A 25,049-nucleotide genomic window follows, 5' to 3' on the forward strand; every position below is an offset into this window, starting at 1 on the left:
TTCCGACCATGGCGGTCATGGGGTGACGCGAAGGTGAACTGCAGGCGAAGTGCCACCGTACGAAGGGCGAGCGGGGCCCGACGCGAGCCCTGCTGTCCACATCCGGTACCGCTCAGTACTCGTTCAGTCCTCGCTCAGTCCTCGCTCAGTCCTCGCTCAGTCCTCGTTCAGTCCTTGTAGTCCGGCGCGATCCGGTCCAGCAGGCGCAGCATCGCCGCCCACGCAAGGTCGTAGGCGTCCTCGTCCTGGAAGTCCGAGTCGGCCTCAGCCTCGCCCGCGAGCTGCCGGGCGGTGTACTCGCACACCTCAGGCGACGGCACAGTGAGCGGCACGCCGCCGGCCTGCGCGGTGACCTGGATCTCGCAGGCCTTCTCCAGGTAGTACATGCGCAGGAACGCCTGGGCCGCGCTGTCGCCGACCGTGAGCAGGCCGTGGTTGCGCAGGATCAGCGCGGGGTGGCCGCCGATGTCGTCGACGAGGCGCTTCTGCTCGTCCAGGTTGAGTGCCACGCCCTCGTAGTCGTGGTAGCCGACTCGGTTGTGGAATTCCATCGACATCTGGTTCAGCGGCAGCAGGCCGCCCTGCTGCGCGGCGACGGCGCAGCCCGCCTTGGTGTGCGTGTGCAGGACGCAGTGGGCGTCCTCACGTGCGGCGTGGATCGCGCTGTGGATGACGAACCCGGCCGGGTTGACCGGATACGGCGTCGGCTCGACCGGGTTCCCGGACAGGTCGATCTTGACCAGGTTGGAGGCGGTGATCTCCTCGAAGAGCAAGCCGTACGGGTTGATCAGGAAGTGGTGGTCCGGGCCCGGCAGGCGCAGCGAGATGTGCGTGAAGATCAGGTCGGTCATGCGGAAGTGGGCCACGAGCCGGTAGACGGCGGCGAGTTCGCGGCGTAGCCGCAGCTCCGTCGGTGCGGCGTCCTGATCGGCGGCGGGGGTCAGCAGGTCGGTCACGAGACGGCTCCTTCGAGGGTCGGGTCGACCACGGGTGTGAGCGGGCGGCCTGTGCGGTGCCAGGCGATGACGTTCTCGGCGGGCGCGCACACATACGCGCGCTGTGAGGCGTCGGACAGGAACGCGCTGTGGGGGGAGAGCTGGATGCGCGGATGGGTGCGCAACGGGTCGTCGGCGGGCGGCGGTTCGACCGGGAACACATCGAGTGCGGCCCCGGCGAGATGCCCGCTGTCCAGTGCCCGCAGCAGCGCGTCGGCGTCGACGAGTTCACCGCGCGAGACGTTGACGAGGAACGAGCCCGGCCGCATCCGGGCGAGCAGGGCCTCGTCCGCGAGACCGTGGGTCTGGGGGGTGAGCGGGGTGTGCAGGGACAGTACGTCGGCGCCGCTCACCAGCTCGTCGAGGCTGAGCCGGTCGACCTCGGGCGGCCAGCCGGCCGGGTCGGCGTGCGGGTCGAAGGCGGCCACGCGGCCGAAGACGGGCGCCGCCATCCGCGCCACGGCGCGTGCGATGCGGCCGAAGCCGACCAGGCCGAGCGTCAACTCGCTGGCCCTGCGCGGCAGTTCACCGAACTCCGTGTTCCAGCCGCCGGTCCGCACCGTGGTGTCGGCGTGCGGCAGGTGCCGTACGAGGGAGAGGGTGGCGGCGAGCGCGTGCACGGCGACGTCCTCGGTGGCCGCGTGCGGCAGGTTGCTCACCCACAGGCCGCGCCGGCGGGCCTCGGCGGTGTCCACCATGTCGTAGCCGGCGGACATCGTGGCCAGCATGCGCACGGTGGGCAGCCGGTCCAGGAGGCTCGCGTCCACGGGGGCGTAGCCGACGATCAGGGCCTCGGCGTCGTGCGCGGCCGACGCGATCCTGCCGGGGTCGCGGCTCCCCACGACGCGGACCTCGAAGCCTGCGTCGCGCAGCAGGCGCGCGCCCGGCTCGACATCCAGCTCCTCGGGGTCGGTGAAGACCACCACGGGCTGACCCATCCCAATTCTCCCCACACTTGGAGCGACGGACTCGGAGCGACGGACTCAGGGCGATGGACTCAGAGCGTCGAATCTCGGAGCAACGAACCCGGAGCGACGAATGATTCGTCGGTCGCTTCGGTGTTGAAGTTACGTTTCGTCTTCCATAATTGTCCAGTCCGCACGAGACGGGCGTCTGTGACGCGTGTCACGGGTGTCCGGCGCCCGTGTTCCCGTGGTCGACAATGGGCGCCGACCCCGGGTGCGGCCGCACCCGGGCAGCCGAGCTGAGGGGAAGCCCCGGTGGACCTGGACCACATCGACCTCGCCGTCGTCCGCGAGCTGCAGACGGACGGCCGTCTGACGTACGAGACGCTCGCGCAGCGGGTCGGCCTCTCCCGGCCCGCCACCCGGGCCCGCGTCCAGCGGCTGCTCGACGGCGGCGGTGTGCGTGTGGCGGCCGTCGTGCATCCCGCCCTCCGGGGTCTCACCGCATCGGCGCACCTGTCGATCGGTGTCCGCGGACCGGCCGGGCCCGTGGCGCGCGCCATCGCCGCCATGCCCGAGGCCCCGTTCGTCACGCTGACCGCCGGGGGCTACGCGGTCATGGCCGAGCTGCGCACGAAGGGGATCACCGATCTGGACCGGGCGATCGAACGCGTCCGCTCCCTGCCCGGGGTCGACGTGGTGGACCCGCTGATCTCCACCCGTCACCTCAAGGACCCGTATCTGCTCGCGGGGGAGCCGGCCGTCACGGAACTCGACGAGACCGACCAGCTCGTCCTGCGCGAGCTGGAGGCCGACGGCCGCCTCCCGTTCGCCGAGCTCGCCGAGCGGGTCGGTCTGTCGGCGGGGGCGGCCCGCGCGCGCACACTGCGGCTGCTCGACGGCGGCGCCGCGAAGGTCCTCGCGCTGGTGCGCCCCGAACTCCTCGGCCTCGGCATCCTGTGCGGCTTCGCGGTCCGCGTCGAGGCGGAGCGTGACGAGGTGGCCGGGCGCCTCGCGGAGCGCGAGCAGATCTCCTTCCTGTCGTCCTGCATGGGGCGTGCGGACCTGGTCGGCACGATCACGGTGGAATCCATCGCGGCGATCCGGACGGCCGTCGAGGACATGCGGGCCGTGAAGGGCGTGCGCGCGGTGGAGAGCTGGGTGCACCTGGAGCTCATCAAGGAGCGCTACGAGGATCCGTCGGCCGGATGATGCGTAGGCCGCGACCCACTTGCGCTTCCGAAAAATTTCTCAGCGGTACATCTAGTCAAGTCAACGTCGGTTGCTTATCGTCCATGCGAACGAATCAATTGCCGCGCCCTGTCTGTGCGCGGCGGTTCCCCTGGTCGTCCCACGGTCGAAAGCAGGCCCCCTCATGCACCACCCCCTCGATGACGCCGACCGCACGCTGCTGGTGACCGGCGCGGCGGTCGCCGCCGCGGGAACCCCCGTACGCGCCGAGGCCCTCGCCGTACGCGGCGGCCGCGTCGTCCACGTCGGCACCGCCGACGAGGCACGCGCCGCGCTCGGCGGCCGGATCGACGAGAGCCTCGAACTCGACGGCGGCCTCGTCCACCCCGGCTTCGTCGACGCCCACTGCCACCCCGTGATGTACGGACAGGCCCTGGCCTGGGTCGACTGCCGGCCCGAACGCGTCCCCGACATCGAGACCCTCGTCGCCGTCCTCACCGACGCCGCCCGCGAACTCCCCGCCGGAGTCCCCGTGCGCGGCTTCGGCTACGAGCACCGCAGGCTCGCCGAGCGCCGCCACCCCACCTGCCACGACCTCGACCGCGTCGCCACCGACCGCGAGGTGTACGTCATGAACGCCTCCGGCCACGGCGGCGTCGTCAACTCCCACACCCTGCGCACCTGTGGCGTCACCGCGGGCACCCCCGACCCCGAGGGCGGCAGCATCGGCCGTCTGCCCTCCGGCGAACCCGACGGACAGCTCTGGGACGCGGCCTGCGACCTGCTCACCGGGCCCGGTGGCGTGAAGATCGGCAACCACGGACCGAACTTCCACCTCTCCGAACCCGACGCGATCATGGCCGATCACCTGCTGCGCGCCCAGGAGGTCTTCCTCGCGTCGGGCGTCACCACCGTCGGCGACGCCCAGGCATCCCGCCGCGAGATGGAGACCTATCTGCGGGCACGCCAGGACGGCTCCCTCCGTCTGCGTGTCTCCGCCTACCTCACGTCCGCGCTCCTCGACACCGCGCTCGACCTCGGCGTCGTGAACGGTTTCGGAGACGACCACTTCCGCGTCCAGGGCGTGAAGTTCTACGCCGACGGCACTCTCGGCGGCTGGACCGCGTACTTCCCCGACGGATACGCGGCGGACTGCTGCCACCACGGACAGCTCTACCACTCGGCCGAGGAGTACGCCGAGCTCGTCGGCCGCGCCCACCGTGCGGGCCTGCAGACCGCCACCCACGCCCAGTCCCCGTTCGCCATCGGCATGGTGCTCGACGCCGTCGAGAAGGCGCAGGCCGACCGCGAGCGGCCCGGCATCCGCCACCGCATCGAGCACTCCGGTCTGCCCACCGACGAACAGATCGTCCGCATGGGCGAGTTGGGTGTCGTGCCCGTCATGCAGCCCCAGCACCACCTGCGGACCGGCGACGGCACGCTCACCGCCGTTGGCGACCTCGGCCACCGCTACAACCCGGCGGGCACCTGCCTCGCCGCGGGCGTGCCCGTCGTCTTCAGCTCGGACGCGCCCGTCGCGCCGCCCGCCCCGCTGGAGGCCGTCTCCGCGGCGGCCACCCGGCGCACCGTACTCGGCACCGTCCTCGGCGACGCGTCCCTGCGCATGCCCGTTGCGGACGGCCTGCACGCGCACACCGCGGCGGCGGCCGCCGCCCTGCACCGCGAACACGCGGTCGGCGCCTTGGCCCCCGGCATGCTCGCCGACTTCGTGGTCCTCGGCAGCGACCCGTTCACCGCGGACCCGGCCGAACTCGCCTCCATCGGCGTACGCGAGACCTGGATCGGCGGCGCCCGCGCCTGGGCCGCCCCCGGCCGCTGACCCTTCCGCTCCCTCCGCTCCTTCCGCTCTCTCCCCTTCTCCGCCTCTCCTGTCCCCGGAGGCTTCATGCCGACACAGTCCGCCACCACTCGCCAGAGCCCGTACAGAGCCGCCTTCGCGGCCCTCGCCGGCACCTCCATCGAGTGGTACGACTTCTACGCCTTCGCCACCGCGGCGGCGATCGTCTTCGACGACGTGTTCTTCCCACCGGACATGTCGCCCTACCTCAAGACCCTCTCGGCGTTCGCGACCTTCGCCGTCGGCTTCCTGCTGCGCCCGCTCGGCGGCATCGTCTTCGGTCACATAGGCGACCGCGTCGGCCGGAAGAAGACTCTCGTCATCACGCTCATGATGATGGGCGTCGCGTCGTTCGCGATCGGGCTGCTCCCCACCTACTCCCAGGTCGGCGCGCTGGCGCCGGTCCTCCTCATCACGCTGCGCCTCATCCAGGGCATCGCGATCGGCGGTGAGTGGGGAGGCGCCGTACTGATCGCGGTGGAGAACGCCCCGCCGGGAAAGGCCGCGTTCTTCGGCTCGTTCGCCCAACTGGGCTCATCCGTGGGCGCGTTGCTGTCGACCGGCGCCTTCAGCCTCATGAACCTCTTCGGCAACGACGCGTTCATGAGCTGGGGCTGGCGCGTGCCGTTCCTGGCGTCCGCGGTCCTGGTGATCGTCGGCCTCGTCGTACGGGTGAAGCTCGAGGAGTCGCCCGTCATGTCCGAGGTGCGCGAGGCGGAAGCCGCCACCGAACAGAAGCTGCCCGTCGTGGAGGTCTTCCAGAAGGCGTGGCGCACGGTCCTCATCGGCGTCTTCGCCCTGGCCACCGCGACCGGCGGCTACTACGTCGTGACCAGCTTCCTGCTCTCGTACGGTACCGGTGACCTCCACCTGTCCGAGTCGATGCTCCTCAACGGCCTTACCCTGGCCGCCTTCCTGGAACTCCTGGTCACGCCGTGTCTGTCCTGGCTGGCGGACCGGGTCGGCCCGCACAAGGTCGTCATCGCGGGCCTGGCCGGCGTGATCGTCCTGGCCGTTCCGCAGTTCATGGTCCTCGGCACCGGCAGCGTCGTCCTGATCTGGCTGATGATGCTGGCGATGCGTCTGGTGATGTCCGCGTTGTACGGGCCCATCGCCTCGATCCTCGCGGAGGGCTTCGCCCCGCACGTCCGCTACACCGGCATCTCGCTGTCCTACCAGATCTGCAACATGGTCTTCGGCGGCCTCGCACCGCTCGCGGCGATCTCGCTCGCCGCCGTGGCGGGCGGCCACTACTGGCCGACGGCGCTCATGCTCATGGTCATCTCGGCCATCGGCATCTGGTGCACGGCCCGGCTCCGGCGCCTGCGGGTGCCGCAGGCGGGGGAGGTCGCGGGCGCGGTGAAGGAACGGGAGGTGGCGAGCGGGGTCTGAGTGGCGCGGGCGGTGCGCGGTCCGGCTGCGGCCGGTGTCAGATCGGCTGCGTCCGGTGGATGGAGTATTGCTCCATGAGCTTGGCGCGTGTCGCTCCGAGCCGGTACGCGAGGATCTCGGCGACGGTGCGGATCAGGATCATGCCCAGCGCGGGATCGGCGTCGCAGAGCTCGCGCACCGCCTGCGCGTCGAATTCGTAGGCGCGTACGGGGCTGAACGCCACGGCCCCGAAGTCCCACTGGTGCGGCGGGAAAAGCCAGGACCAGCCGAGCAGGTCACCCGAGCCCAGCGAGGCGACGGTCACCCGCCTGTGCCCGGTGACCTGCTGGTCCAGCGAGACAGCGCCCGAGCGCACGACCCAGAAGCGGTCGGCGGTGTGGCCCTCCTCGAAGATCCGCTCGTCCTCGTCGAAGGACACCTCCTTGGCGAGCGTCATCAGCCGCTCGCGGTGCGCGTGAGGGAGGGCGGTCAGCAGTCGCGTCGCGTTCGTCATGGAACAGGCCTCCTCGCCGAGGTTCCCCGTCTTCCATTGGAGCCGCCATGGGCCGATTGAGCACCCCGGGGGCGGCCCCGAATCGCACGGATCACGCAGAGCCACACGCCGGCTTCGTAGCGACAGCGGAAAGCCCTCGACGACATCCGTGGCGCCCTGTTCGCGTTCGCGCGATGTCCAGGGGCAGTGACACAGAGGGGCCGTCCCGGGGTCGACGGGACGGCCCACTCCACGTCACCGCACGGGAGCGGAGCGCCCGGCCGTCTCGCCGGACCTGGCGGTGTCCGCCGATGCTGTCATCAGCTCCCCTCCAGGCCGTTAGTGCAAGCGGCGCCGGGCTCGGGTGTCTGCGCACCCTGCACGTACTTGGTGAAGAACTGCTCGACCCGCGGGTCCGAGGCCTTGTCGACGGTGAGCTGGTGGCCCCACGCGGACAGCATGACCGGACCGGCCTGGTCGTCGACCGGACTCATCAGTGAGTAGGGCGTCTTGGCGACCTTCTCGCCGAGCTTCGCGACATCGCTGTCACCGGCCTTGCCGTTGTACGTCACCCAGACCGCACCGTGTTCGAGGGAGTGCACGGCGTTCTCGTTCGGTATGGCCTTGGTGTAGACGGTGCCGTCGCACGTCATCCAGGCCTGGTTGTGGTCCCCGCCGACGGGCGGATTCATCTTGTACGTGACGGCTTCGGTGACATGGTTGCGGCCGAGCTTCTTCGCGTCCCAGCTCTTCACGCCCCGCACGGGCTTCTTCGCCGCTGCGGTCTGCTGGTCGTCCTTGTCGTTCGCACTGTCGATGGCGTACGCGCCGAAGCCGATGAGCCCGGCGACGATGACCGTGCTGAGCGTGATCGTGATGATGCGGTTGCGCCGGTCGCGGGCCTGCTGGGCGCGGCGCATCTCGTCGATCCGGGTCTTGCGCGCGGTGGCCGCGGCCTTCTTGCTGGTTCTGCTCATGGGTATGACTCCTCGCCGCCGTGCGGTGTCGCGGCGGTTCTGCGGGACGGGTGGGTGATGTCGTGGTGTGCGCGAGCGCGCGTGCGGCGCGGCGAGGCGGGTGACGCCGCGCCGGCCCGACATCGGCCTAGGGTCTTTCGTTTGGATCAGGCAGGGTCAGGGAGCGGGGTCTGGTGCGTGCAGCTGCAAGGCGGAGGAGGGAGTCGACGCGGAGCGTCGGCGAGTGACGACAACGCCGCAGATGTGCGCACCAGACCCCGCGAGCCCGGCATGATCCAAACGAGAGGCCCTAGGTCCGCTGGACTTGGAGCACGTGGAGATCAGGGGCGGTCCCGGAGGGCGGGAGACCCGCGGGGCTCGGAGGCGGCGCATCCGGCATCGCGGCGGCGGGCATCCGGGGCAGCACTGCCGAATGGGGCTGGGCGGGAGAGGAGAGCACCACGCGTACACCCCGGGACACCGGGTCGCAGCACGTGTCCCCGGCCGGGCAGTCGCCCCGGCGCGCGACGGTCTCGCCCACGTGAGGGCACGCGGACTGCACGTGATGCTGAGTCGAGGTGACAGCCGGGACAGAGGTGACCGTGGGAGTGGGAAGGGAGCCTTCCGTCATGCCGTCCGTGCCGTGGGCCGCGGGGCCCAGGCACATCACCAGCGCGGCGAGCAGCATGCTCAGGGCAGGGCAGAGTGCCGCGACCCGCGTGGCCCACCACGCGCCGCGCCTCGCACGCTGCGTCCTGCTTCCGGTCATCACCGGTGATGTTAAGCGGTGCCTGTGAGCGCCCAGTTGGCGAGGGGGCGAAGTACCGCGGTCTCCACGAGGTGTGGTGTCTGCGCCGTGTGGTGTCTACGAGGAGTGGTGGGCGAGTGCCGCGTGGGGATCGGGTACGCCGGGGTCGGGCGCCGGGTCGGCGTGCACCAGTGCGCCGGTGAGTTTGGGGACGGCGTGCAGCAGGGCGTGTTCCGCGGCGACCGCGACCTCGTGGGCGGCGCGCACGCTGAGCGTTCCGTCGACGACGATGGCGACCTCGGCGCGCAGCCGGTGCCCGATCCAGCGCATCCGCAGTTCGCCGACGGCCAGCACTCCGGGTACGTGGCTCAGGGCTTGCTCGGCGCGGTCCACGACGTCCGGGTCGACGGCGTCCATCACCCGGCGGAAGACCTCACGGCAGGCGTCGCGCAGCACGAGAAGGATGGCGGCGGTGATGGCAAGGCCCACGATCGGGTCTGCGAGCCGCCAGCCCAAGGAGGCGCCGCCCGCCCCGATGAGCACGGCGAGCGAGGTGAACCCGTCCGTACGCGCGTGCAGTCCGTCGGCGACCAGCGCCGCGGAACCGATGTCACGGCCGACGCGGATGCGGTAGCGGGCGACCCATTCGTTGCCGAGGAACCCGATCACGGCCGCCGCGGCCACGGCCGGCAGGTACGTGATGTCGCGCGGGTTGACGAGCCGGTCCACGGCCGTCCACGCGGCGAACGCCGCGGAGGCGGCGATGGTCAGGACGATGACGAGCCCGGCGATGTCCTCGGCGCGCCCGTATCCGTACGTGAAGCGGCGGTTGGCGGCCCGCCGGCCCAGGACGAAGGCGACGCCGAGGGGCAGTGCGGTGAGCGCGTCCGCCGCGTTGTGGACGGTGTCGCCGAGCAGCGCGACCGAGCCCGAGAGCACGACGACGACCGCCTGTGCCGCCGCGGTCACCCCCAGCACGGCCAGTGAGGTCCACAGGGCGCGCAGCCCCTGAGCCGAGGCTTCGAGTGCCCGGTCGGTCTTGTCGGCGGTTTCGTGGGAGTGCGGAGTGAGGACGTGCGCGAGCCGGTGCCGCCACCTAGCCGCTTCCGGCGCGGAGCCGTGGCTGTGGTCGTGGTCGCGGCCGTGGTGATGCGTACCGTCGTGGGGCGCGTGTCCGTGCTGAGGGCTCAAGAGTCGGGCCTTCCTGGACGGGGCGGAGGCTGGACGGATCGGATCGGATCCGACAGGAGCTGGACACCGGAAGGTGCCCCGTCCATTATGTGCGTATGAGCGCACGCATGCACCTATCACCTGCGCATGATGCGCACCCGCAAGATCCGAGCGATGAACAACTGACCTACGCCGCCGAACTCCTCGGCCTCCTCGCCGACCGCACGCGTCTCGTTCTGCTGCACACGCTCGGCACGGCCGAGGCCGACGTCACGACGCTCACCGAGGCGTGCGGTGCGGCCCGGCCCGCCGTCAGCCAGCACCTGGCGAAACTCCGCCTCGCGGGCCTCGTGACCGTGCGCAAGGAGGGGCGTCGCATGATCTACGCGCTGCCCGACGGGCATCTGCGACGCCTGGTGAGCGAGGCGCTCAACCTCGCGGACCACGGAAGGCGCGGCTCGGGCTCCTAGGATCCCCGGAGTCTTGTCGCAGCCGGTCACGCTCCGCAGTGCGCGGGCACTTCCACATCGTGCCCAGGCCGCCCGTTCTCCCGCAGGAGCACCGAGGGCCCGAGGGCTTCGCGATGCTTGGCCGACCGGAGAATGAGTGGGTGACGGACGACGAGACGGAGGGGATGGCGCGTGAACTACGGGCTCATCTGTGCCCCGGGCCACCCAGGTGACCGCGGTGGTGACGTGTGACGCGGTGTCAGTTCCCCGCCGGGGGATCCTGGTCGAGTACGTACAGCTCCGGCAGGTTGACGACGATCGCCTCCTGCGTGCTGCGCGCGATCACGACGACCGCCTCCTCGTCCGGGCTCGGGTTCTCCTCGCGGTGCGGGACGTAGGGCGGCACGAAGATGTAGTCGCCGGGTGCCGTGCGCAGCCTGACTTCCTCCGGGGTGCCGGTGGAGTCGTCCAGGAACACGAACTCCGGGTGGCCCTTCACGACGTGGATCGCCGTCTCCGAAGCGCCGTGGTGGTGGTTGGAGGAGGCAGTGCCGGGGGTCACGTGCGTCTGGCCCATCCAGATGCGCTCGGAGCCGACCGTGCTCCCGCTGATCGCCGCGAACCGCCTCATGCCGCCCGTCTGCGCGGTGTCGCCGTCGAGTTCGCCCGCGCGGATGTGGTGGAGCCGGGCGCGCAACGGCAGCGGCGCGTCGTGGTCCGGGAGGTCGGGGTGGAACGCGTCGCGCTCGGGGGAGTCGCCGGCGTGTGAAGGTGTGGCCATGGCAGTCCTGCTCGTCGTGGGCGGGCCGTCGCCGGTGGCTCGGCGCCGAGTGCGGCGGACGCGCGCCGGTGTGGGTGCCGATGACGACGGAGACCAGGGCGTTCCCGGTCCGGTCGGTGCCGTGCCGGAACGCTCAAGATCCACGGCCGACCGTAGAGAGCCGGTCGAACGGATGTCAAGGTTTGTCCGTTGCCGCCGGTTCGGCACCTGATCGCCGTTGGAACCGCGTCCGGCGAGGGTTCGGCGAGGGTTCGGCGAGGGGCAGGCTGGCGCGGTTGATGGCCGCCCCTGACGGTTCGCGCGGTGACCTGATGATTCGTCAGGAGTTCGCTGGATGCGAGCAGTTCATGGATGCCGGGGGCGCGACGTACGCGCGCATCCGGGCGAGTCGGCCGTCGGCGGTCGTCCAGTCGGCGGTGGACGTGCCGACGTGGCGCCAGCCCGCGCGCTCGTAGAGGCCGATGGCGGCGCTCGCGGCCGTCTCGACCTCCAGGACCGCTGTCTGCTCGCGTGCCGCGCCGGTCTCGATCGCCCGGTCGAGCAGGAGGGCGGCCACTCCGCGTCGCCGGGCGCGGGTGCTGACGAAGAGGCGCGCCACCGCCACCAGATGTGCCTCGGGCAGCCCGGCGGCCGATGCCAGGGCAGGCCCCGGCGGGGTGAGCGCCATGTGCCCGACGACGTCGGCGCCCGTCAGGACGACCCAGGCCTCGGTCATGTCGCGAGGAGTCAGCCAGCCCTCCGGATCGGCGGGCCAGTACACCGGATAGCGGTCGGCCGCCTGGACTCCGGCGAGTGCCTCGACGCAGCCGGGCAGGTCGGCGTCGGCGCGAGGGCGCACCGTGAGTTCGTTCGTGCCCGTCACGCCGCGGATTCTCGCATCCGGGCGGCCTCTTGGGATCACTGCACCCCGTGTGGCCGGAACTGGATGCTGATCCGTCCGCCCGCGGCCCGGGTCGTCTTCGGGATGGCGTGTTCCCACGTCCGCTGGCAGGAGCCGCCCATCACGATCAGGTCGCCGTGGCCCAGCGGCCGACGCACCACGTCGCCGCCGCGGCGTGGGCGCAGCAGCAGGTCGCGGGGTGCGCCCACGGACAGGATGGCGACCATCGTGTCCTCGCGGGCGCCGCGCCCGATGCGGTCGCCGTGCCATGCGACGCTGTCGCGCCCGTCGCGGTAGTGGCACAGCCCGGCCGTCGTGAAGGGTTCGCCGAGCTCGGCCGCGTAGTGCTCAGACAGTGTCTGCCGCGCCTCGTCGAGGACGGGGTGGGGGAGCGGCTCGCCCGCGCCGTAGAAGGCGAGCAGGCGCGGCACGTCGACGACCCGCTCGTACATCTGCCTGCGCTCGGCCTTCCACGGCACGTCGGTGGCCAGCCGCTCGAACAGGGAGTCGGCGCCGCTCAGCCAGCCCGGCAGGAGGTCGATCCAGGCCCCCTCGCCGAGCACGGTCCTGCGGACCCCGTCCAGTGGCCGCAGTCGCACGTCGTCGCTCTGGTCGAACAGGGACCCCTGGAGTTGGTGCGTTGCCATGAGGGCAGCGTACTCCTAAATTCGAACGCGTGAGCTAATTAACTGGACGTGTGCACCCCGCTCCCTGCGAAACTGGGCTTGTGGACGAGATGAGGCGGTTCCGTCGGGCGGCCGGAGCGTGGGCGGCGCGTGGAGGTGACGACGGGCCCGTCGCCGAAGCGGCCCGCGCGCTGGCCGTCGCCGCAGGCGTGCGCAAGGTCGTCCTGGTCGAGGGGGAGAGCGATCTGGTCGCCGTCGAGGCGCTCGCCCGGCGGCGCGGACGCAGGCTCGACGAGGAAGGCGTGGTGGTGCTGCCGCTCGGGGGCGCGATGAGCATCGGGAGATTCCTCGCCGTGTGCGGCCCGGACGGGCTCGACGTCACCGTCGCCGGGCTGTGTGACGCGGGGGAGGAGCACTACTTCCGGAGCGTCCTGGAGCGGACCGGACCGCGTCCGCACCTCACCCACGCGGACATGGAGGAGCTCGGCTTCTATGTGTGTGTCGCGGATCTGGAGGACGAGCTGATCCGCGGCCTCGGCGTGGACACCGTGCAGGAAGTCCTGGACGTGGAGGGCGACTTGAGGTCCTTCCGCACCTTCCAGAAGCAGCCGGCACAGCGGGAGCGGGGTGTGGAGCGGCAGTTGCGCCGCTTCATGGGGACGCACAGCGGCCGGAAGGCACAGTACGCGCGCTCACTCGTGGAACGGCTCGACCCCGACCGGGTGCCGCGGCCACTGGACCGGCTGCTCGCCCACCTCTGACTCGGATGCTCACCTCTGACTCCGATGCCCGCCTCTGACTCGGATGCGTGCGTCCGGCTCCGCCCGCACGCCTGGACATTGCCTGGCACGACTGGACCTTGACCGGCACGACTGACCCGGCGCACACTTCCGACCCCCGGCGCGCACGTCCGCCCCAAGAGTCGCGAACGGCTCGATCGGACAGCGTCAGACAGGCAGCAGTCGCGCGATCAGCGCGCTCAGCTGCTGGGCGTTGCGGCACTCGTACATCTCGACGATCTCCGCGTAGGTGTCGGTCGCCGAGTCGCCGGAGTCCCACAGCGCGCGCCGTTCGGGGTTGAGCCAGTACACCTTGCGGGCGCGCGACGCGACGTCCCGCAGCGCCCCCGTGTTCGGGTCGCTCATGTTGGTACGGGCGTCGCCCAGGACGAAGACGGTGCTGCGCGGGCCGACCGCGTCCGCGTACCGCTCGGCGAACTCGCCCAGCGAGGTGCCGTAGTCGCTGCTTCCGTGCCAGCCGGTCACGGCCGCCGCCGAGAGGATGCGGGCACCGAGTCCCTCGGGCCCGGCGGTGCCGCGGCCGATGAGGTCGGTCACCTCGTCGACGCGGTTGACGAAGGCGAACACCCGCACCTTGCTGAACTGGTCGTGCAGCGCCTGCACCAGCAGCATGGTGAAGTTGGCGAACCCCGAGACCGAGCCGGACACGTCGCACAGGAGGACGAGTTCGGGACGGGCGGGGCGGCGGCGACGCAGCACGGGACGCATCGGGACGCCACCCGTCGACAGGGAGCCACGGAGCGTGCGGCGCAGGTCGATCCGCCCGCGCGCCGCCCGGCGTCTGCGTGCGGCGAGGCGGGTCGCCAGCTTCCGGGCCAGCGGCTGAACCGCCCGGCGCAGCTCGTCGAGCTGGGCGCGGCCCGCGATGAGGAAGTCGACACGGTCGGCGGTCGGCGCGATGGCACGGCGGGCGATCTCGTCGGTGCCGCGACGCTCGGCGACCCGGCGCCGCGCCTCGGTGCCCACGCGCTCGCGGAACGCCTGGATGCGGCGGCGGATCTCGTCCGCCTGGAGCCGGTCGGTGAACTCGTCGCCGTCCGTGGCCCCGGCCCGGATCCCGGCGAGGATCCTGGCGAGCAGCGTCTCCGGGCGCAGCCGGGCGAGCGTCTGATGCGAGGACCAGCCGTCCGAGCGGCCCGACCCTCCTCCGGACCCACCCGGTCCGCCCGCCCCGTTCGCTCCTGCCGTGAGGCCGTAGCCGCCGAGGCCGTCCACCGCCTCGGCCGCCAACCGGTCCAGCATTTCCTGGTCGTTGGCGGCGAGTGCGGCGGCGAGCCGCTCGCGCAGGGCGGCCGTGTCGGACTCCTGCCACGGCCGTGCGCTCTCGGTGGCCGGCGCGTGCCGTGTGTCCAGCGGGGCGCCGACGCTCCGGGGAAAATACAGATCGAAGACGGGGTCGAAGACGGCCCGCTGGCCCTCGCTGTGCAGCAGCGCCGCCGCCAGACCCTCCCTCAGGTACTCGCGGTCGGTGAGTCCGAGGGCTTCGACGGCGAGCCCGGCGTCGACGGTCTCGCCGGTGCCGATCCGGACGCCGTGCGACCGCAGTGCCTGCACGAGCGCGGTGAGCCGCTCAGGGACACCGGTCGCCGTCGCCCCGGTCACACGGCGTCCAGATCCAGCTTGGCCGCGGCCTTCAGCACGTCCTCCTGGTGCTTGAGGACGACGCCGAGGGTGTCGCGTACTACGTCCTCGTCGAGTGTTCCGGCACCGAGGGCCAGGAGCGTGCGGGCCCAGTCGATGGTCTCCGCGACCGACGGCACCTTCCGCAGGTCCATCGCGCGGAGCGCGCCGACCACCCGCACCACGGCCTGCGCCAGCGCCTCGTCGAGCCCCGGCACCTTCAGCCGCAGGATCCGGCGCTCCAACTCCTCCTCGGGGAAGCCGATATGGAGGAACAGGCAGCGGCGGCGCAGCGCCTCGGACAGCTCGCGGCTCGCGTTGGACGTGAGGACGGTGAACGGGCGGCGCGTCGCGCTGATCGTGCCGAGCTCGGGCACCGTGACCTGGAAGTCGCTGAGCACCTCCAGGAGCAGGCCCTCCACCTCGACATCGGCCTTGTCGGTCTCGTCGATGAGCAGCACTTTCGGGTCGCTGCCGCGGATCGCCGTCAGCAGCGGGCGCGGGAGCAGGAACTCCTCGCTGAAGATGTCGGTGCGCGTCTCGTCCCACGACTCGTCGCGGCCCGCCGTGATGCGCAGGAGCTGCTTGGCGTGGTTCCACTCGTACAGGGCGCGCGACTCGTCTACGCCCTCGTAGCACTGGAGTCGCACGAGGGTGGCGCCGGCGACCTCGGCGACCGCCTTGGCCAGTTCGGTCTTGCCGACGCCCGCGGGGCCCTCGACCAGGAGCGGCTTGCCGAGGCGGTCGCCGAGGAAGACGGCGGTGGCCACCGCGGGGGACGCCAGGTAGCCCGTCGCGGCGAGCCGCGCGGACACATCGTCGACAGACGTGAAGTACCCGGTCGTCATGCGTGAGCCCCCTCCTCGTGCGGCGCCGCGCGCCGGCTGGTCTCCGGCCACTGGATCAGTTCCGCGACGGGCTCCACAACAGTGACGCGGACTTTGCGTCGTAGGTCACGTGCCACAGTCGTACGGAACGCCCGAACCGGTCGGCTACTGGAGTGTCCTCGCGGCCCGAACTGCTGGGTCTCAATCCGAGACCCTCGTATGCTGACGGCATGAGGCGGACCTCCTTTGCCAACTGGCCCTGCTCCATCGCCCGCACCATGGACCTGCTCGGCGACTGGTGGACGCCGCTGGTCCTGCGCGAGGCGTTCTACGGGATCAAGCGGTTCGACGTGTTCCAGGAGGAGCTCGGCATCGCGCGCAACACCCTGGCCGACCGGCTCAGGCGCCTCGTGGACGAGGGACTCATGGAGAAACGGGCCTATCAGCACGAGCCCGTCCGCTACGACTACGTCCTCACGGACATGGGGCGCGACTTCTTCGGCGTGCTCGCGGCCATGAACCGCTGGGGCGACCGCTGGCTGGCGGAGGAGGCCGGGCCGCCCGTCGTGTTCCACCACGACCGGTGCGGCCACGAGAGCCATGCCGAGGTCGTGTGCAGCGAGTGCAAGGAGCCGATGACGGCCGAGAACACGCGGCCCCGCCTCGGCCCCGGCTATCCGCCCCGCCTCGCGGAACGCCCCGACATCAAGGCCCGTTTCGCGGACTGACTCCCCGTCGTCCCACCCTTCGACGTTGCCTCTTGACGAGTGAGTCTATCTACGCAACTCTCGTGCTCAGGGTCGCTTTTCACGGACCCGCCCAGTGAAATTCCCGCAGACGGAGAGGCAACCGGCAATGGAGTGGACGGGCGCGCGTTACGCCGACAAACCGACGGTCGAGGTCCGCAGAAGGGTCCTGGCGTCGCCGGAGCGGGTGTGGGAGTTCGTCTCCGACATCGACCTGATGCCCACGCTCAGCGCCGAACTCCAGTCGGTCGCCTGGCTGGACGGGGCGGCGGGCCCCACGCTCGGCGGCCGGTTCCTCGGGCGCAGCAAGCACGAGTCGCTGGGGGAGTGGCAGACCACCTCGTACGTCGTCCGGTGCGAGCCGCCACGCGTGTTCGCCTGGGCGGTGGAGGACCCCGAACAGCCCAGCGCTCTGTGGAAGTTCACCCTGACGCACCTCGACGACGGCGGCACCGAGCTGGCCCAGTGGATGCAGCTCGGGCCCGGCCGCTCCGGGCTCTCGTACGCGATCGACGCGATGCCGGAGAAGGAGCAGAAGATCGTGTTCGTGCGGCTGCGGGAGTTCGAGCGGAGCATCACCGCCACGCTCGACGCGATCAAGGACCTGGCCGAGGGCGGCCCGGCTCCGGAAGGGCGGGGCGTGTGATGCGTACGTCTACGACGATCGAGGCCTCGGGCGGCAGCTGGCGTGAGACCGTCGATTTCGTGACCGAGGCCGAGCGGCTCGGGATGGACATCTGCTGGGTGGCCGAGGCGTGGGGCTCGGAGGCCCCCTCGCCGCTGGGGTATCTGGCGGCGCGCACGGAGAGGATGCTGCTCGGCTCCGGGATCATCCAGCTGGCCACCCGCACCCCGGCCGCGATCGCCCGCGCCGCGATCACCCTGTCCAACATCTCCGAAGGCCGCTTCCTGCTCGGACTCGGCCCGTCGGGGCCGCAGGTGATCGAGGGCCTGCACGGCGTCTCCTTCGCGCGGCCGCTGTCCCGTATGCGCGAGACCGTCGAGATCGTCCGGCAGGCCGCGGCAGGCGAGAAACTCAGCTACGAGGGACGGGAGTTCACCCTCCCGCTGCCGGGCGGCGAGGCGAAGCCGATGCGCCTGTCCATGCGGGCCGAGCACGACCTGCCCGTCTATCTGGCCACGCTCTCGCCCAAGATGCTGCGACTGACCGGCGAGATCGCGGACGGCTGGCTCGGCACGAGCTTCGTGCCGGAAGGTGCGCAGGGGGCCTACTTCGACCATCTGGACGCCGGACTCGCTGCGGCCGGGCGCAAGCGGTCCGACCTGGACATCTGTCAGGGCGCCGAGGTGGCGTTCGCCGACGACGAGGACGCGCTGCGCGCGATGGTCGCGGGCCGCAAGAAGGAACTGGCCTTCAGCCTGGGCGGCATGGGCTCCGAGAGCACCAACTACTACAACAACGCCTACAGCAGGCAGGGTTGGGCCGATACGGCGGTCGAGGTCCGTGCACGCTGGCAGTCGGGCGACCGGGAGGGCGCCGCGGACCTGGTCACCGACGAGATGGTCCTGGCCACCACCCTCATCGGCACCGAGCCCATGGTCCGCGAACGCCTGAGGGTCTGGAGCGCCGCGGGCGTCGACACGGTCCGCCTCTACCCGGCCGGCGACACCCTGGAGGCCCGCCTGACCACCCTGGGCAGGGCGCTGGATCTCGTACGGGACGTGGGGCGGGAGGAGCGCTAGGGCCCGTCGTTCGGATCATGCCGGGCTCGCGGGGTCTGGTCAGGCTGGGCTCTCGCGGGATCTGGCATGCGCTCCCCGCGGGGCGCCCGCCCCGCTACTAGCCGGAGAGTTCGTTCGCCGCTTTTTCGATCAGGTCGGCGACCGGGCCCGGCTGCGAGGCCAACGAAGCGTGGCTTGCGGCGAGTTCGACGACGGCGCGCGGGTTCATCCGCTCGGCCATGCGGCGTTCGTTGGCCGGATTGATCATGCGGTCGTCCGTCGACACCTGGTACCACGTCGGTTTGACCCGCCAGGCGGGAGCGGTCACGTTGTCCCCGAACGTCGAGGCCAGGGGTGCCTTTTGAGTGACGGCCATGACGAGGGCCTCGTCCGCGGGCAGGTCCTGGCAGAAGCTCTCGTGGAACTTGTCCTGCTTGATCCACAAGTAGCCGTCGGAGTCGGGTGCGAGGTTCTCGATCGCCGCGGGAGCCAGTTCCTGGCTGATCTGTCCAGGGCTCTCGCCCGCGTCGGGCGCGAACGCGGCGACGTAGACGAGGCCTGTCACGTTCGGCAGGTCGCCCGCCTCCGTGATGACGGCGCCGCCGTACGAGTGCCCCACCAGGAGCACGGGACCGTCCACCTGCTTGACCATCTTGCGGGTGCGTTCGGCGTCGTCCGCCAGGGAGGTCAGGGGGTTCTCCACCGCGTGCAGGGAGCGGAAGCCGCGGTTGTGCAGGTCCACGATGACCTTGGCCCAGTGGGCGGCGCCGCCCCAGAACCCGTGGACCAGAACGACAGTCGGCTTGTCGGCCATGACGACACACACCAATTTCGATCGGGGAGAGCGGCCCTTCCCACGCTAAGCCCGAGGTCACGGCCCGGCCACCGCAGACGGGATGCTGTTGGTTAATCGGCCTTGTGCGTGACGTCGGCCTTCAAGATCCGGTTGTGGTCTTGAAGGCCGACGTTTTCGTGTGGGGTGGGTGCGGATGTCGATGCAGCCGAAGGGGTCTGGGGAAATCCCGGCGGAGACCATGAGGGTGGCGCGAGCTGCGTTTCCGAAAGGATGCCTGGCGATCCGGCTGAGAGACGAGTTGGGGCAGTTGTTCAGCGACGAGCAGTTCGCCGGCCTGTTCCCGGTGCGTGGGAGGCCCGCCTGGTCGCCGGGCCGGCTGGCGATGGTGCTGGTGCTGCAGTTCGTGGAGTCACTGACCGACCGACAGGCCGCGGAGGCGGTCCGGGCTCGCATCGACTGGAAGTACGCACTGGGCTTGGAGCTGGCTGACTGCGGCTTCGACTTCTCGGTGCTCTCGGAGTTCCGTGACCGGCTTGTCGAGGCAGATGAGGGCCGCGGGATCCTGGACACCGTACTGATAGCAGCTCGAGACCGGGGGTTGGTCGCCGCGCGGGGCCGTGCTCGGACCGACTCCACGCATGTGCTGTTGGCGGTGCGCGAGCTGAACCAGCTGGGGCTGGTCGAGGAAACTCTGCGTGCAGCACTGAATGCCGTGGCCCTGGTCGAACCGGGCTGGTTGAGCGAGCACGCCAGGCCGGAGTGGTTCAAGCACTACGCGACCCGAGCAGACGATTCCCGTTTCCCCAGGGAACGCTCCCGTCGAGACCAGGTGTATCGGAGGATCGGCGGCGACGGCATGCACCTGCTGCGGATGATCTGGGCTCAGGAGGCGCCCTCGCTCTTGCGGACCCTGCCGGAGACGGAGGTGCTGCGGCAGGTGTGGGTGCAGCACTTCCACATGGTCGACGGGGAGGTGGCCCGCCGGGGCCCAAAAGACCGGCCACCGGGTGCAACGCGACTGGTGAGCCCCTACGAGCTGGAGGCCCGCAACAGCGTCAAGGGTGACATCCGTTGGGACGGATACAAGGTTCATGTCACGGAGACGTGCGACCCCGACGCTCCGCATCTGGTCACCAGCATGGTGACGACGGTCGCCAGCGTCTCCGACGACCGGATGGCGGCCCCGGTTCATGCAGAATTCGCCCGACGGGGGCTGCTGCCGCGCGAACATTGGGTGGACAGGGGCTATGCCAATGGTGGTGCCCTAGCCGCCGCCCGCCGTGACCACCACGTCGACCTGCACGGTCCGCTGAAGCAGGTGACCGTCCCGCATGCCCGCGGCGATGCCACCTTCGGCCAGGACGCGTTCACCATCGACTGGGACAACCAGCAGGTGACCTGCCCGAACGGCGCGGTCAGCACGCAATGGGCCCAGCGCCGTTCCGAGGAGGGCCTGCCGACCGTGCGAGTCCGGTTCTCCCCGGCCGACTGCCGGCCCTGTCCCCAGCTACGGGAATGCGTCAACTCGGCCAGGCCCCGGCAGCGGGAGATCAACCTAAGGCCCCGCGACGAATACGAGGTGCTCAAGCAGGCGCGCACGCTCCAGGCGACCGATGAGTGGAAGGACCGCTACAAGATCCGTGCTGGCGTCGAAGGCACTGTCTCCCAGGCCGTGCACGCCTGCGATCTCCGCAGATCCCGCTACCGCGGACTGGCCAAGACCAGCCTCCAGCATCAACTCACCGGCGCCGCACTGAACCTCATCCGCATCAACGCCTGGCTCACCGACACACCTCGAGCCCGCACCCGAACCAGCCCCCTGACAGCCCTTCGCCCCGCCGTATAGCGGCGGGGCGAAGGGCATACAACCAGGCCCGCGTTAACCAACAGCATCCCGCAGACGGTGGCCGGGCCGTGACCTGGCGTTCCATGGCTAGGGCCTCTCGTCTGGATCATGCCGGGCTCGCGGGGTCTGGCACCGCACCTCGCTGCGTCGTCGTCGGTCCCCGACTCCCCCAAGCTCTCGGCTTCGCTCGAGCAGGGGGGACCCCCATCGCGTCGACTCCCTCCTCCGCCTTGCGATGCACGCTCCCCCAAGCTCTCGACTGCGCTCGAGCAGGGGGCACCCCCATGCCCCCGCTCCCTGACCCGGCCTGATCCAAAACGAAAGACCCTAGCCCAGCACCCTCCCGAGCGCGTCGAGCGCCGACTCCAGTTCCTCGCGGGTGATGGTCAGGGGCGGGGCCAGCCGGATCGTGGAGCCATGGGTGTCCTTGACCAACACGCCCTCCTCCATGAGGAGTTCGCTGATCCGGCGGCCCGTTCCGATGGCCGGGTCGATGTCGACGCCCGCCCACAGCCCCCGGGCCCGGAAGCCGGTGACGCCCTTGCCGGTGAGTCCTTCGAGCCCGGCGCGCAGCACCTCGCCCAGATCCGCCGCACGGCGCTGGAATTCACCGGTGGCGAGCAGGTCGACGACGGCGGAGCCGACCGCGGCGGAGAGTGGGTTCCCGCCGAACGTGGAACCGTGCTCGCCCGGCCGCAGCACCCCCAGGACGTCCCGCCCCGCGACGACCGCCGACACCGGCACGATGCCGCCGCCGAGCGCCTTGCCCAGGAGCAGCATGTCGGGGCGTACGGCTTCGTGGTCGACGGCGAGGGTGCGGCCGGTGCGGCCGAGCCCCGACTGGATCTCGTCGGCGATGAACAGGCAGCCGGCCCGCCGCGTCAGATCGCGCACCCCGGTGAGATAGCCGTCGTCCGGGATGACCACCCCGGCCTCGCCCTGGATGGGTTCGAGTAGGACGGCCGCCGTCGTCTCGTCGACCGCGGCCTCCAGCGCGGCCAGGTCGTTGTAGGGGACCACGCGGAAGCCCGGCGTGAACGGCCCGAACCCGGCGCGGGCCGACTCGTCGGTGGAGAAGCTGACGATCGTGGTCGTGCGGCCGTGGAAGTTGCCGCCGGCCACGACGATCGTCGCCCGGTCCGCGGGGACGCCCTTGACCTCGTACGCCCACTTGCGGGCGACCTTGACGGCGCTCTCCACGGCCTCGGCGCCCGTGTTCATCGGAAGCACCATGTCGAGCCCGGTCAGCTCCGCGAGGCCCTCGGCGAAGCCTGCCAGCCGGTCGTTGTGGAAGGCGCGTGACGTCAGCGTGAGCTGGTCGAGCTGACGGTGGGCGGCCTCGATGAGGGCGGGGTGGCGGTGGCCGAAGTTGAGGGCCGAGTAACCCGCGAGGAGGTCGAGGTAGCGGCGGCCCTCGACGTCCTCGACCCAGGTGCCCTCGGCGCGGGCGACGACCACAGGCAGCGGGTGGTAGTTGTGCGCGAGCACCGGCGTCTCGGCGCTGATGAGCTCGGCCGACGAACGCGGGGCCTGGACGGGGGCGACGGTCATGAACGGATCTCCTGGGTGCAGCACTTGATGCCTCCGCCGGCCTTGTGGAACTCGGAGAGGTCGACGGGGACGGGGACGTATCCGCGGTGGGCGAGCTGCTCGATGAGCCCGGTGGCCCGCGGGGCGACGAAGACATGGCGGCCGTCGGAGACGGAGTTGAGGCCGAAGGCCATCGCGTCGTCGCGGGTGGCGAGCACGGCGCCCGGGAAGAGGCGCGCGAGCACCTCGCGGCTCCCGGCCGAGAAGGCCTCCGGGTAGTACGCGACGGTGCCGCCGCCGGGATCATCGGGATCGCCGAGGGCGAACAGCGCGGTGTCCAGGTGGTAGAAGTACGGGTCGACCAGGCGGAGCCCGATGACCGGTACGCCAAAGAACTCCTGTGCCTCGTCGTGCGCGGCACGCGTCGTACGGAATCCACTGCCCGCGAGGACATAGCGGCCCGCCGGGACGAGATCGCCCTCGCCCTCGCAGACCGACTCCGGGCGGTGGACGTCGTAGCCCGCCGCCTTGAACCACGTCTCGTACTCCGTGGACTCCGGGCGGCGTTGTTCCGCATGGAAGCGGGAACCGAGGACGCGGCCGGCCACGACGAGCGCCGAGTTCGCGGCGAACACCATGTCGGGCAGGCCCGGGACGGGCGGCACGGTTTCCACCGTGTGCCCGTGCGCGCGGTAGGTCTCGATGAGGTTCTGCCATTGCGCGATGGCGAGCGCGGTGTCGACCCGCACGTCGTCACGCATCCACGGGTTGATGGCGTACTGAACGTCGAAGTATCGAGGCTCGCACACCAGATAGCGCCTGGGCACAGACGGGTACCTCCGCTTCCAGCGGGACAACGATCAGAGGGTGTCTCCACGGTAGGAAGCGGCGGTCACGCTCGACAAGGTCAGTTGAATGCGTGTGACCGCAGTAATGCTGCGTAAAAGGGGATGTCAGCGCAGGTTCGCTGCGTCGTCGGGGGCCGGCTCGCGGGCGCCGGCCTCCGCACTGTCCGGCAGGAGATGGGAAAGGACCATGTAGCTGATGGTCTTACGGACGAACGGCTCGGCCCTGATGCGTTCGAGGACCTCCTCGAAGTGACCGACGTCCGTGGCCCTGACGTGCAGCAATGCGTCGGCGCCGCCCGTCACGGTCATCGCGGAGGTGATCTCCGGATGGTTGCGCACGACTTCGGCCAGGCGCCGCGGCGGGGCCGCGCCGTCGCAGTACACCTCGACGAACGCCTCGGTGCTCCAGCCGAGCGCGGCCGGCCGGACCGTGGCGGTGTACCCGGTGATGACGTCGTTCTCGCGCAGCCGGTCGGCGCGCCGCTTGACCGCGGTGGCGGACAGGCCGATGGCCGCGCCGATCTCCGCGAAGCTCGTCCTGGCGTTGGCGATCAGGGCGGCGACGATCTTGCGGTCGAGGTCGTCGAACGCGACGTGCTTGCTGTTCATGGCCGGTGGTCCTTCTCGTGCTGGTCACGGGCGCGCAGGGCGAGGGCCACCAAGGCGGCGTCCTCGGGGCGCCGCACATCGCGGCCGGTCAGCTCGGCGAACCGGTTGATCCGCTGCTGGATCGTGTTGCGATGGCAGTACAGGGCGGCCGCCGTGTCCGCGACGGACCCGGTCCCGGCCAGGTGCGACCGTACGGTATCGAGGAGGCGCTTCGTCTCGCCGGCGGGCACCGCTTCCGCGTGCAGCCCGCTGAGGACGTCGTCGGCGAGATCCCGCCCGAAGCCCTCCGCGCGCTGCACCAGAACATCGAGCCAGCTGTCCTCGAGCCGCCGTGGACCGGCGGCGTCCACCGGCAGCACGCGCGCCGTGGCCGTCGCAAGGACCACCGCCCGCGGTACGGAGGCAAGCCCCGCCGCGGCGGAGGCGACCCCGCACGGCGTCTCCTGAAGCAGCGCGAGCACGGTGTCCGCCGTGGTGCGCCGGCCCAGCTGCACGGCGAGCACCAGATCCGACGCGACCTCCTGCAACTGGACGGGAGCCTCCGCCGTGCGCAGCGCCGCCGCGGACCTGCGCAGCCCGGCCCCGTGCTGCGGCGGCGCCACCGCGCACAGGAACCGGTCGTCGGCCTGGAAGCCGAGAGCGAGCGCCGCGTCCCGTACCACCGTCGGATTGCGGCCCTCGCTGTCCAGGAGCCGGGCGAACCACATGCGCCGCTCGTCCGCCGCGCGGCGCCCCATGTCCAGGATGGTGCGCTGATACGCCGTCATGATCCCGGTGACGTGCTTCTCCACGGCCTCCCACACGTGGTACGCGGACGTCACCAGCTCGGCCTTGTCCTTCTCGCCCGCCTTGTCGACGAGAGCCGCCCAGACCACGCGGAAGTCGAGGCGCGCCGCCGCGAGGAGGGAGTCCAGGGGGACACCCTGCCGGGCGCGCCTCTCCCCGATCTCTTCGGAGACCGTGGCGAGGTGCGCGGGCAGAGGCAGACAGGCGACCTTGCGCAGCAGGTACTCGAACGCCTGCCAGGCCGTGGCGCGGAAGTCCTCCTCCGAGACGCGGTCCGCGTAGGAGGCACGGACCGGGCGTACGCACTCCACCCAGAGGCCGACGAGGCTGTCGATGTCTTCGAGGCAGCGCCGGGCCAGCTCGGTGACCCGGGGATCCGGAGGCGGGAAGAGGACGGGCTCACTGTTCATGTGCACAATCTTGGCCGTCCCATCGGCGCCAAATCAACGTTGGCTTCGCGCCACACCCCGTGAATTCTTGGAGTGTCCGGCAGGTCGTGGCCGGAATTCCACTGCTTGGAGGGCCGGGTAGCTGT

At 70.9% G+C, this 25,049-nt stretch carries 24 protein-coding genes; 9 read left to right on the forward strand and 15 right to left on the reverse strand.

Going from position 1 to position 25,049, the window contains the following annotated elements:
• Window positions 1–167 precede the first annotated feature (167 nt).
• Together AC07EJ_RS01590 and AC07EJ_RS01595 are read right to left on the reverse strand one after the other, a co-directional pair.
• Window positions 168–956: a class II aldolase/adducin family protein gene (locus AC07EJ_RS01590; RefSeq protein ID WP_478883506.1), complete on the reverse strand. Its 789-nt coding sequence runs from the start codon at window positions 954–956 to the stop codon at window positions 168–170.
• A complete protein-coding gene (locus AC07EJ_RS01595; RefSeq protein WP_389478889.1) occupies window positions 953–1,933 on the reverse strand; it encodes a C-terminal binding protein in 981 nt (326 codons plus the stop codon). The genes AC07EJ_RS01590 and AC07EJ_RS01595 overlap by 4 nt, the downstream gene beginning before the upstream one ends.
• Before the next feature lie 282 nt (window positions 1,934–2,215).
• On the opposite strand from AC07EJ_RS01595, the gene AC07EJ_RS01600 reads away from it, so the two are divergent.
• From AC07EJ_RS01600 to AC07EJ_RS01610, 3 genes are all read left to right on the forward strand, one after another.
• Window positions 2,216–3,112, forward strand: a complete 897-nt coding sequence (locus AC07EJ_RS01600; RefSeq protein ID WP_389478890.1) for an Lrp/AsnC family transcriptional regulator — start codon at window positions 2,216–2,218, stop codon at window positions 3,110–3,112.
• A gap of 163 nt (window positions 3,113–3,275) precedes the next feature.
• Window positions 3,276–4,931, forward strand: a complete 1,656-nt coding sequence (locus AC07EJ_RS01605; protein ID WP_478883507.1) for an amidohydrolase — start codon at window positions 3,276–3,278, stop codon at window positions 4,929–4,931.
• 66 nt (window positions 4,932–4,997) lie between these two features.
• Entirely contained in the window at window positions 4,998–6,341 is a 1,344-nt protein-coding gene (locus AC07EJ_RS01610; protein WP_389478892.1) for an MFS transporter, read from the forward strand.
• A gap of 37 nt (window positions 6,342–6,378) precedes the next feature.
• On the opposite strand, the gene AC07EJ_RS01615 is transcribed toward AC07EJ_RS01610, so the two are convergent.
• The 3 genes from AC07EJ_RS01615 to AC07EJ_RS01625 form a co-directional block, all read right to left on the reverse strand.
• Window positions 6,379–6,834: a cyclic nucleotide-binding domain-containing protein gene (locus AC07EJ_RS01615; protein WP_389478893.1), complete on the reverse strand. Its 456-nt coding sequence runs from the start codon at window positions 6,832–6,834 to the stop codon at window positions 6,379–6,381.
• Between the two features lie 299 nt (window positions 6,835–7,133).
• Entirely contained in the window at window positions 7,134–7,790 is a 657-nt protein-coding gene (locus tag AC07EJ_RS01620) for a DUF3105 domain-containing protein (RefSeq protein WP_389478894.1), read from the reverse strand.
• A gap of 844 nt (window positions 7,791–8,634) precedes the next feature.
• The gene (locus AC07EJ_RS01625) at window positions 8,635–9,708 is read right to left on the reverse strand and encodes a cation diffusion facilitator family transporter (protein ID WP_478883508.1); all 1,074 of its coding nucleotides are present in this window, start codon (window positions 9,706–9,708) and stop codon (window positions 8,635–8,637) included.
• A 107-nt stretch (window positions 9,709–9,815) separates the two neighbouring features.
• On the opposite strand from AC07EJ_RS01625, the gene AC07EJ_RS01630 reads away from it, so the two are divergent.
• Window positions 9,816–10,157 carry an ArsR/SmtB family transcription factor gene (locus AC07EJ_RS01630; protein ID WP_389478896.1) on the forward strand — a complete coding sequence of 114 codons (342 nt, stop codon included), beginning with the start codon at window positions 9,816–9,818 and terminating at the stop codon, window positions 10,155–10,157.
• Window positions 10,158–10,395: 238 nt separating this feature from the next.
• Here the strand turns inward: AC07EJ_RS01630 and AC07EJ_RS01635 are convergent, their stop codons facing one another.
• The 3 genes from AC07EJ_RS01635 to AC07EJ_RS01645 all read right to left on the reverse strand — a co-directional run bounded on the left by AC07EJ_RS01635 (window position 10,396) and on the right by AC07EJ_RS01645 (window position 12,444).
• On the reverse strand, window positions 10,396–10,917 hold the full coding sequence (locus AC07EJ_RS01635) for a cupin domain-containing protein (RefSeq protein ID WP_389478897.1): 522 nt from the start codon (window positions 10,915–10,917) through the stop codon (window positions 10,396–10,398).
• Between the two features lie 319 nt (window positions 10,918–11,236).
• Complete coding sequence (locus AC07EJ_RS01640; RefSeq protein ID WP_389478898.1) at window positions 11,237–11,779, reverse strand: GNAT family N-acetyltransferase; 543 nt, start codon at window positions 11,777–11,779, stop codon at window positions 11,237–11,239.
• 35 nt (window positions 11,780–11,814) lie between these two features.
• Window positions 11,815–12,444, reverse strand: coding sequence for an alpha-ketoglutarate-dependent dioxygenase AlkB (locus AC07EJ_RS01645; RefSeq protein WP_389478899.1), 630 nt, complete (start codon window positions 12,442–12,444; stop codon window positions 11,815–11,817).
• 80 nt (window positions 12,445–12,524) lie between these two features.
• On the opposite strand from AC07EJ_RS01645, the gene AC07EJ_RS01650 reads away from it, so the two are divergent.
• Window positions 12,525–13,184 (forward strand): TOPRIM nucleotidyl transferase/hydrolase domain-containing protein, encoded by a 660-nt coding sequence (locus AC07EJ_RS01650; protein ID WP_389478900.1) that lies wholly within the window; start codon window positions 12,525–12,527, stop codon window positions 13,182–13,184.
• Between the two features lie 186 nt (window positions 13,185–13,370).
• Here AC07EJ_RS01650 and AC07EJ_RS01655 read toward each other — a convergent pair whose 3' ends face one another.
• Both AC07EJ_RS01655 and AC07EJ_RS01660 read right to left on the reverse strand, forming a co-directional pair.
• The gene (locus AC07EJ_RS01655; protein WP_478883509.1) at window positions 13,371–14,825 is read right to left on the reverse strand and encodes a VWA domain-containing protein; all 1,455 of its coding nucleotides are present in this window, start codon (window positions 14,823–14,825) and stop codon (window positions 13,371–13,373) included.
• Window positions 14,822–15,691, reverse strand: coding sequence for an AAA family ATPase (locus tag AC07EJ_RS01660; RefSeq protein WP_393581153.1), 870 nt, complete (start codon window positions 15,689–15,691; stop codon window positions 14,822–14,824). Before AC07EJ_RS01660 ends, AC07EJ_RS01655 begins: the two co-directional genes overlap by 4 nt.
• A gap of 209 nt (window positions 15,692–15,900) precedes the next feature.
• Here AC07EJ_RS01660 and AC07EJ_RS01665 point away from each other — a divergent pair, with 209 nt between their 5' ends.
• The 3 genes from AC07EJ_RS01665 (at window position 15,901) to AC07EJ_RS01675 (ending at window position 18,120) form a co-directional block, all read left to right on the forward strand.
• Complete coding sequence (locus tag AC07EJ_RS01665) at window positions 15,901–16,398, forward strand: winged helix-turn-helix transcriptional regulator (RefSeq protein WP_389478903.1); 498 nt, start codon at window positions 15,901–15,903, stop codon at window positions 16,396–16,398.
• A 127-nt stretch (window positions 16,399–16,525) separates the two neighbouring features.
• Entirely contained in the window at window positions 16,526–17,062 is a 537-nt protein-coding gene (locus tag AC07EJ_RS01670) for an SRPBCC family protein (protein ID WP_389478904.1), read from the forward strand.
• On the forward strand, window positions 17,062–18,120 hold the full coding sequence (locus AC07EJ_RS01675; protein WP_478883510.1) for an LLM class flavin-dependent oxidoreductase: 1,059 nt from the start codon (window positions 17,062–17,064) through the stop codon (window positions 18,118–18,120). Before AC07EJ_RS01670 ends, AC07EJ_RS01675 begins: the two co-directional genes overlap by 1 nt.
• 97 nt (window positions 18,121–18,217) lie before the next feature.
• Here the strand turns inward: AC07EJ_RS01675 and AC07EJ_RS01680 are convergent, their stop codons facing one another.
• On the reverse strand, window positions 18,218–18,913 hold the full coding sequence (locus AC07EJ_RS01680) for an alpha/beta hydrolase (RefSeq protein ID WP_393581148.1): 696 nt from the start codon (window positions 18,911–18,913) through the stop codon (window positions 18,218–18,220).
• 175 nt (window positions 18,914–19,088) lie between these two features.
• On the opposite strand from AC07EJ_RS01680, the gene AC07EJ_RS01685 reads away from it, so the two are divergent.
• A complete protein-coding gene (locus AC07EJ_RS01685; protein WP_478883511.1) occupies window positions 19,089–20,741 on the forward strand; it encodes an IS1182 family transposase in 1,653 nt (550 codons plus the stop codon).
• Window positions 20,742–21,068: 327 nt separating this feature from the next.
• Here AC07EJ_RS01685 and rocD read toward each other — a convergent pair whose 3' ends face one another.
• The 4 genes from rocD to AC07EJ_RS01705 form a co-directional block, all read right to left on the reverse strand.
• Window positions 21,069–22,292, reverse strand: a complete 1,224-nt coding sequence (gene rocD, locus AC07EJ_RS01690; protein ID WP_393584992.1) for an ornithine--oxo-acid transaminase — start codon at window positions 22,290–22,292, stop codon at window positions 21,069–21,071.
• The gene (gene ddaH, locus AC07EJ_RS01695; protein ID WP_478883512.1) at window positions 22,289–23,128 is read right to left on the reverse strand and encodes a dimethylargininase; all 840 of its coding nucleotides are present in this window, start codon (window positions 23,126–23,128) and stop codon (window positions 22,289–22,291) included. The genes rocD and ddaH overlap by 4 nt, the downstream gene beginning before the upstream one ends.
• A gap of 96 nt (window positions 23,129–23,224) precedes the next feature.
• Window positions 23,225–23,728, reverse strand: a complete 504-nt coding sequence (locus AC07EJ_RS01700) for an Lrp/AsnC family transcriptional regulator (protein ID WP_362900200.1) — start codon at window positions 23,726–23,728, stop codon at window positions 23,225–23,227.
• Window positions 23,725–24,924: a PucR family transcriptional regulator gene (locus tag AC07EJ_RS01705; RefSeq protein WP_389489689.1), complete on the reverse strand. Its 1,200-nt coding sequence runs from the start codon at window positions 24,922–24,924 to the stop codon at window positions 23,725–23,727. The genes AC07EJ_RS01700 and AC07EJ_RS01705 overlap by 4 nt, the downstream gene beginning before the upstream one ends.
• Between the last annotated feature and the right edge of the window lie 125 nt (window positions 24,925–25,049).

This window comes from Streptomyces sp. NPDC045026, from assembly GCF_056432625.1.

What these genes read in the sequence shown, in the direction of transcription:
- AC07EJ_RS01605 (WP_478883507.1), top strand. Translation starts at nt 3,276, where the DNA reads ATGCACCACCCCCTCGATGACGCCGACCGCACGCTGCTGGTGACCGGC.
- AC07EJ_RS01630 (WP_389478896.1), top strand. Translation starts at nt 9,816, where the DNA reads ATGCACCTATCACCTGCGCATGATGCGCACCCGCAAGATCCGAGCGAT.
- AC07EJ_RS01645 (WP_389478899.1), bottom strand. Translation starts at nt 12,444, where the DNA reads ATGGCAACGCACCAACTCCAGGGGTCCCTGTTCGACCAGAGCGACGAC.
- AC07EJ_RS01660 (WP_393581153.1), bottom strand. Translation starts at nt 15,691, where the DNA reads ATGACGACCGGGTACTTCACGTCTGTCGACGATGTGTCCGCGCGGCTC.
- rocD (WP_393584992.1), bottom strand. Translation starts at nt 22,292, where the DNA reads ATGACCGTCGCCCCCGTCCAGGCCCCGCGTTCGTCGGCCGAGCTCATC.
- AC07EJ_RS01595 (WP_389478889.1), bottom strand. Translation starts at nt 1,933, where the DNA reads ATGGGTCAGCCCGTGGTGGTCTTCACCGACCCCGAGGAGCTGGATGTC.
- AC07EJ_RS01615 (WP_389478893.1), bottom strand. Translation starts at nt 6,834, where the DNA reads ATGACGAACGCGACGCGACTGCTGACCGCCCTCCCTCACGCGCACCGC.
- AC07EJ_RS01670 (WP_389478904.1), top strand. Translation starts at nt 16,526, where the DNA reads ATGGAGTGGACGGGCGCGCGTTACGCCGACAAACCGACGGTCGAGGTC.
- AC07EJ_RS01620 (WP_389478894.1), bottom strand. Translation starts at nt 7,790, where the DNA reads ATGAGCAGAACCAGCAAGAAGGCCGCGGCCACCGCGCGCAAGACCCGG.
- AC07EJ_RS01665 (WP_389478903.1), top strand. Translation starts at nt 15,901, where the DNA reads ATGAGGCGGACCTCCTTTGCCAACTGGCCCTGCTCCATCGCCCGCACC.
- AC07EJ_RS01680 (WP_393581148.1), bottom strand. Translation starts at nt 18,913, where the DNA reads ATGGCCGACAAGCCGACTGTCGTTCTGGTCCACGGGTTCTGGGGCGGC.
- AC07EJ_RS01705 (WP_389489689.1), bottom strand. Translation starts at nt 24,924, where the DNA reads ATGAACAGTGAGCCCGTCCTCTTCCCGCCTCCGGATCCCCGGGTCACC.
- AC07EJ_RS01675 (WP_478883510.1), top strand. Translation starts at nt 17,062, where the DNA reads ATGCGTACGTCTACGACGATCGAGGCCTCGGGCGGCAGCTGGCGTGAG.
- AC07EJ_RS01700 (WP_362900200.1), bottom strand. Translation starts at nt 23,728, where the DNA reads ATGAACAGCAAGCACGTCGCGTTCGACGACCTCGACCGCAAGATCGTC.
- AC07EJ_RS01685 (WP_478883511.1), top strand. Translation starts at nt 19,089, where the DNA reads ATGTCGATGCAGCCGAAGGGGTCTGGGGAAATCCCGGCGGAGACCATG.
- AC07EJ_RS01635 (WP_389478897.1), bottom strand. Translation starts at nt 10,917, where the DNA reads ATGGCCACACCTTCACACGCCGGCGACTCCCCCGAGCGCGACGCGTTC.
- AC07EJ_RS01610 (WP_389478892.1), top strand. Translation starts at nt 4,998, where the DNA reads ATGCCGACACAGTCCGCCACCACTCGCCAGAGCCCGTACAGAGCCGCC.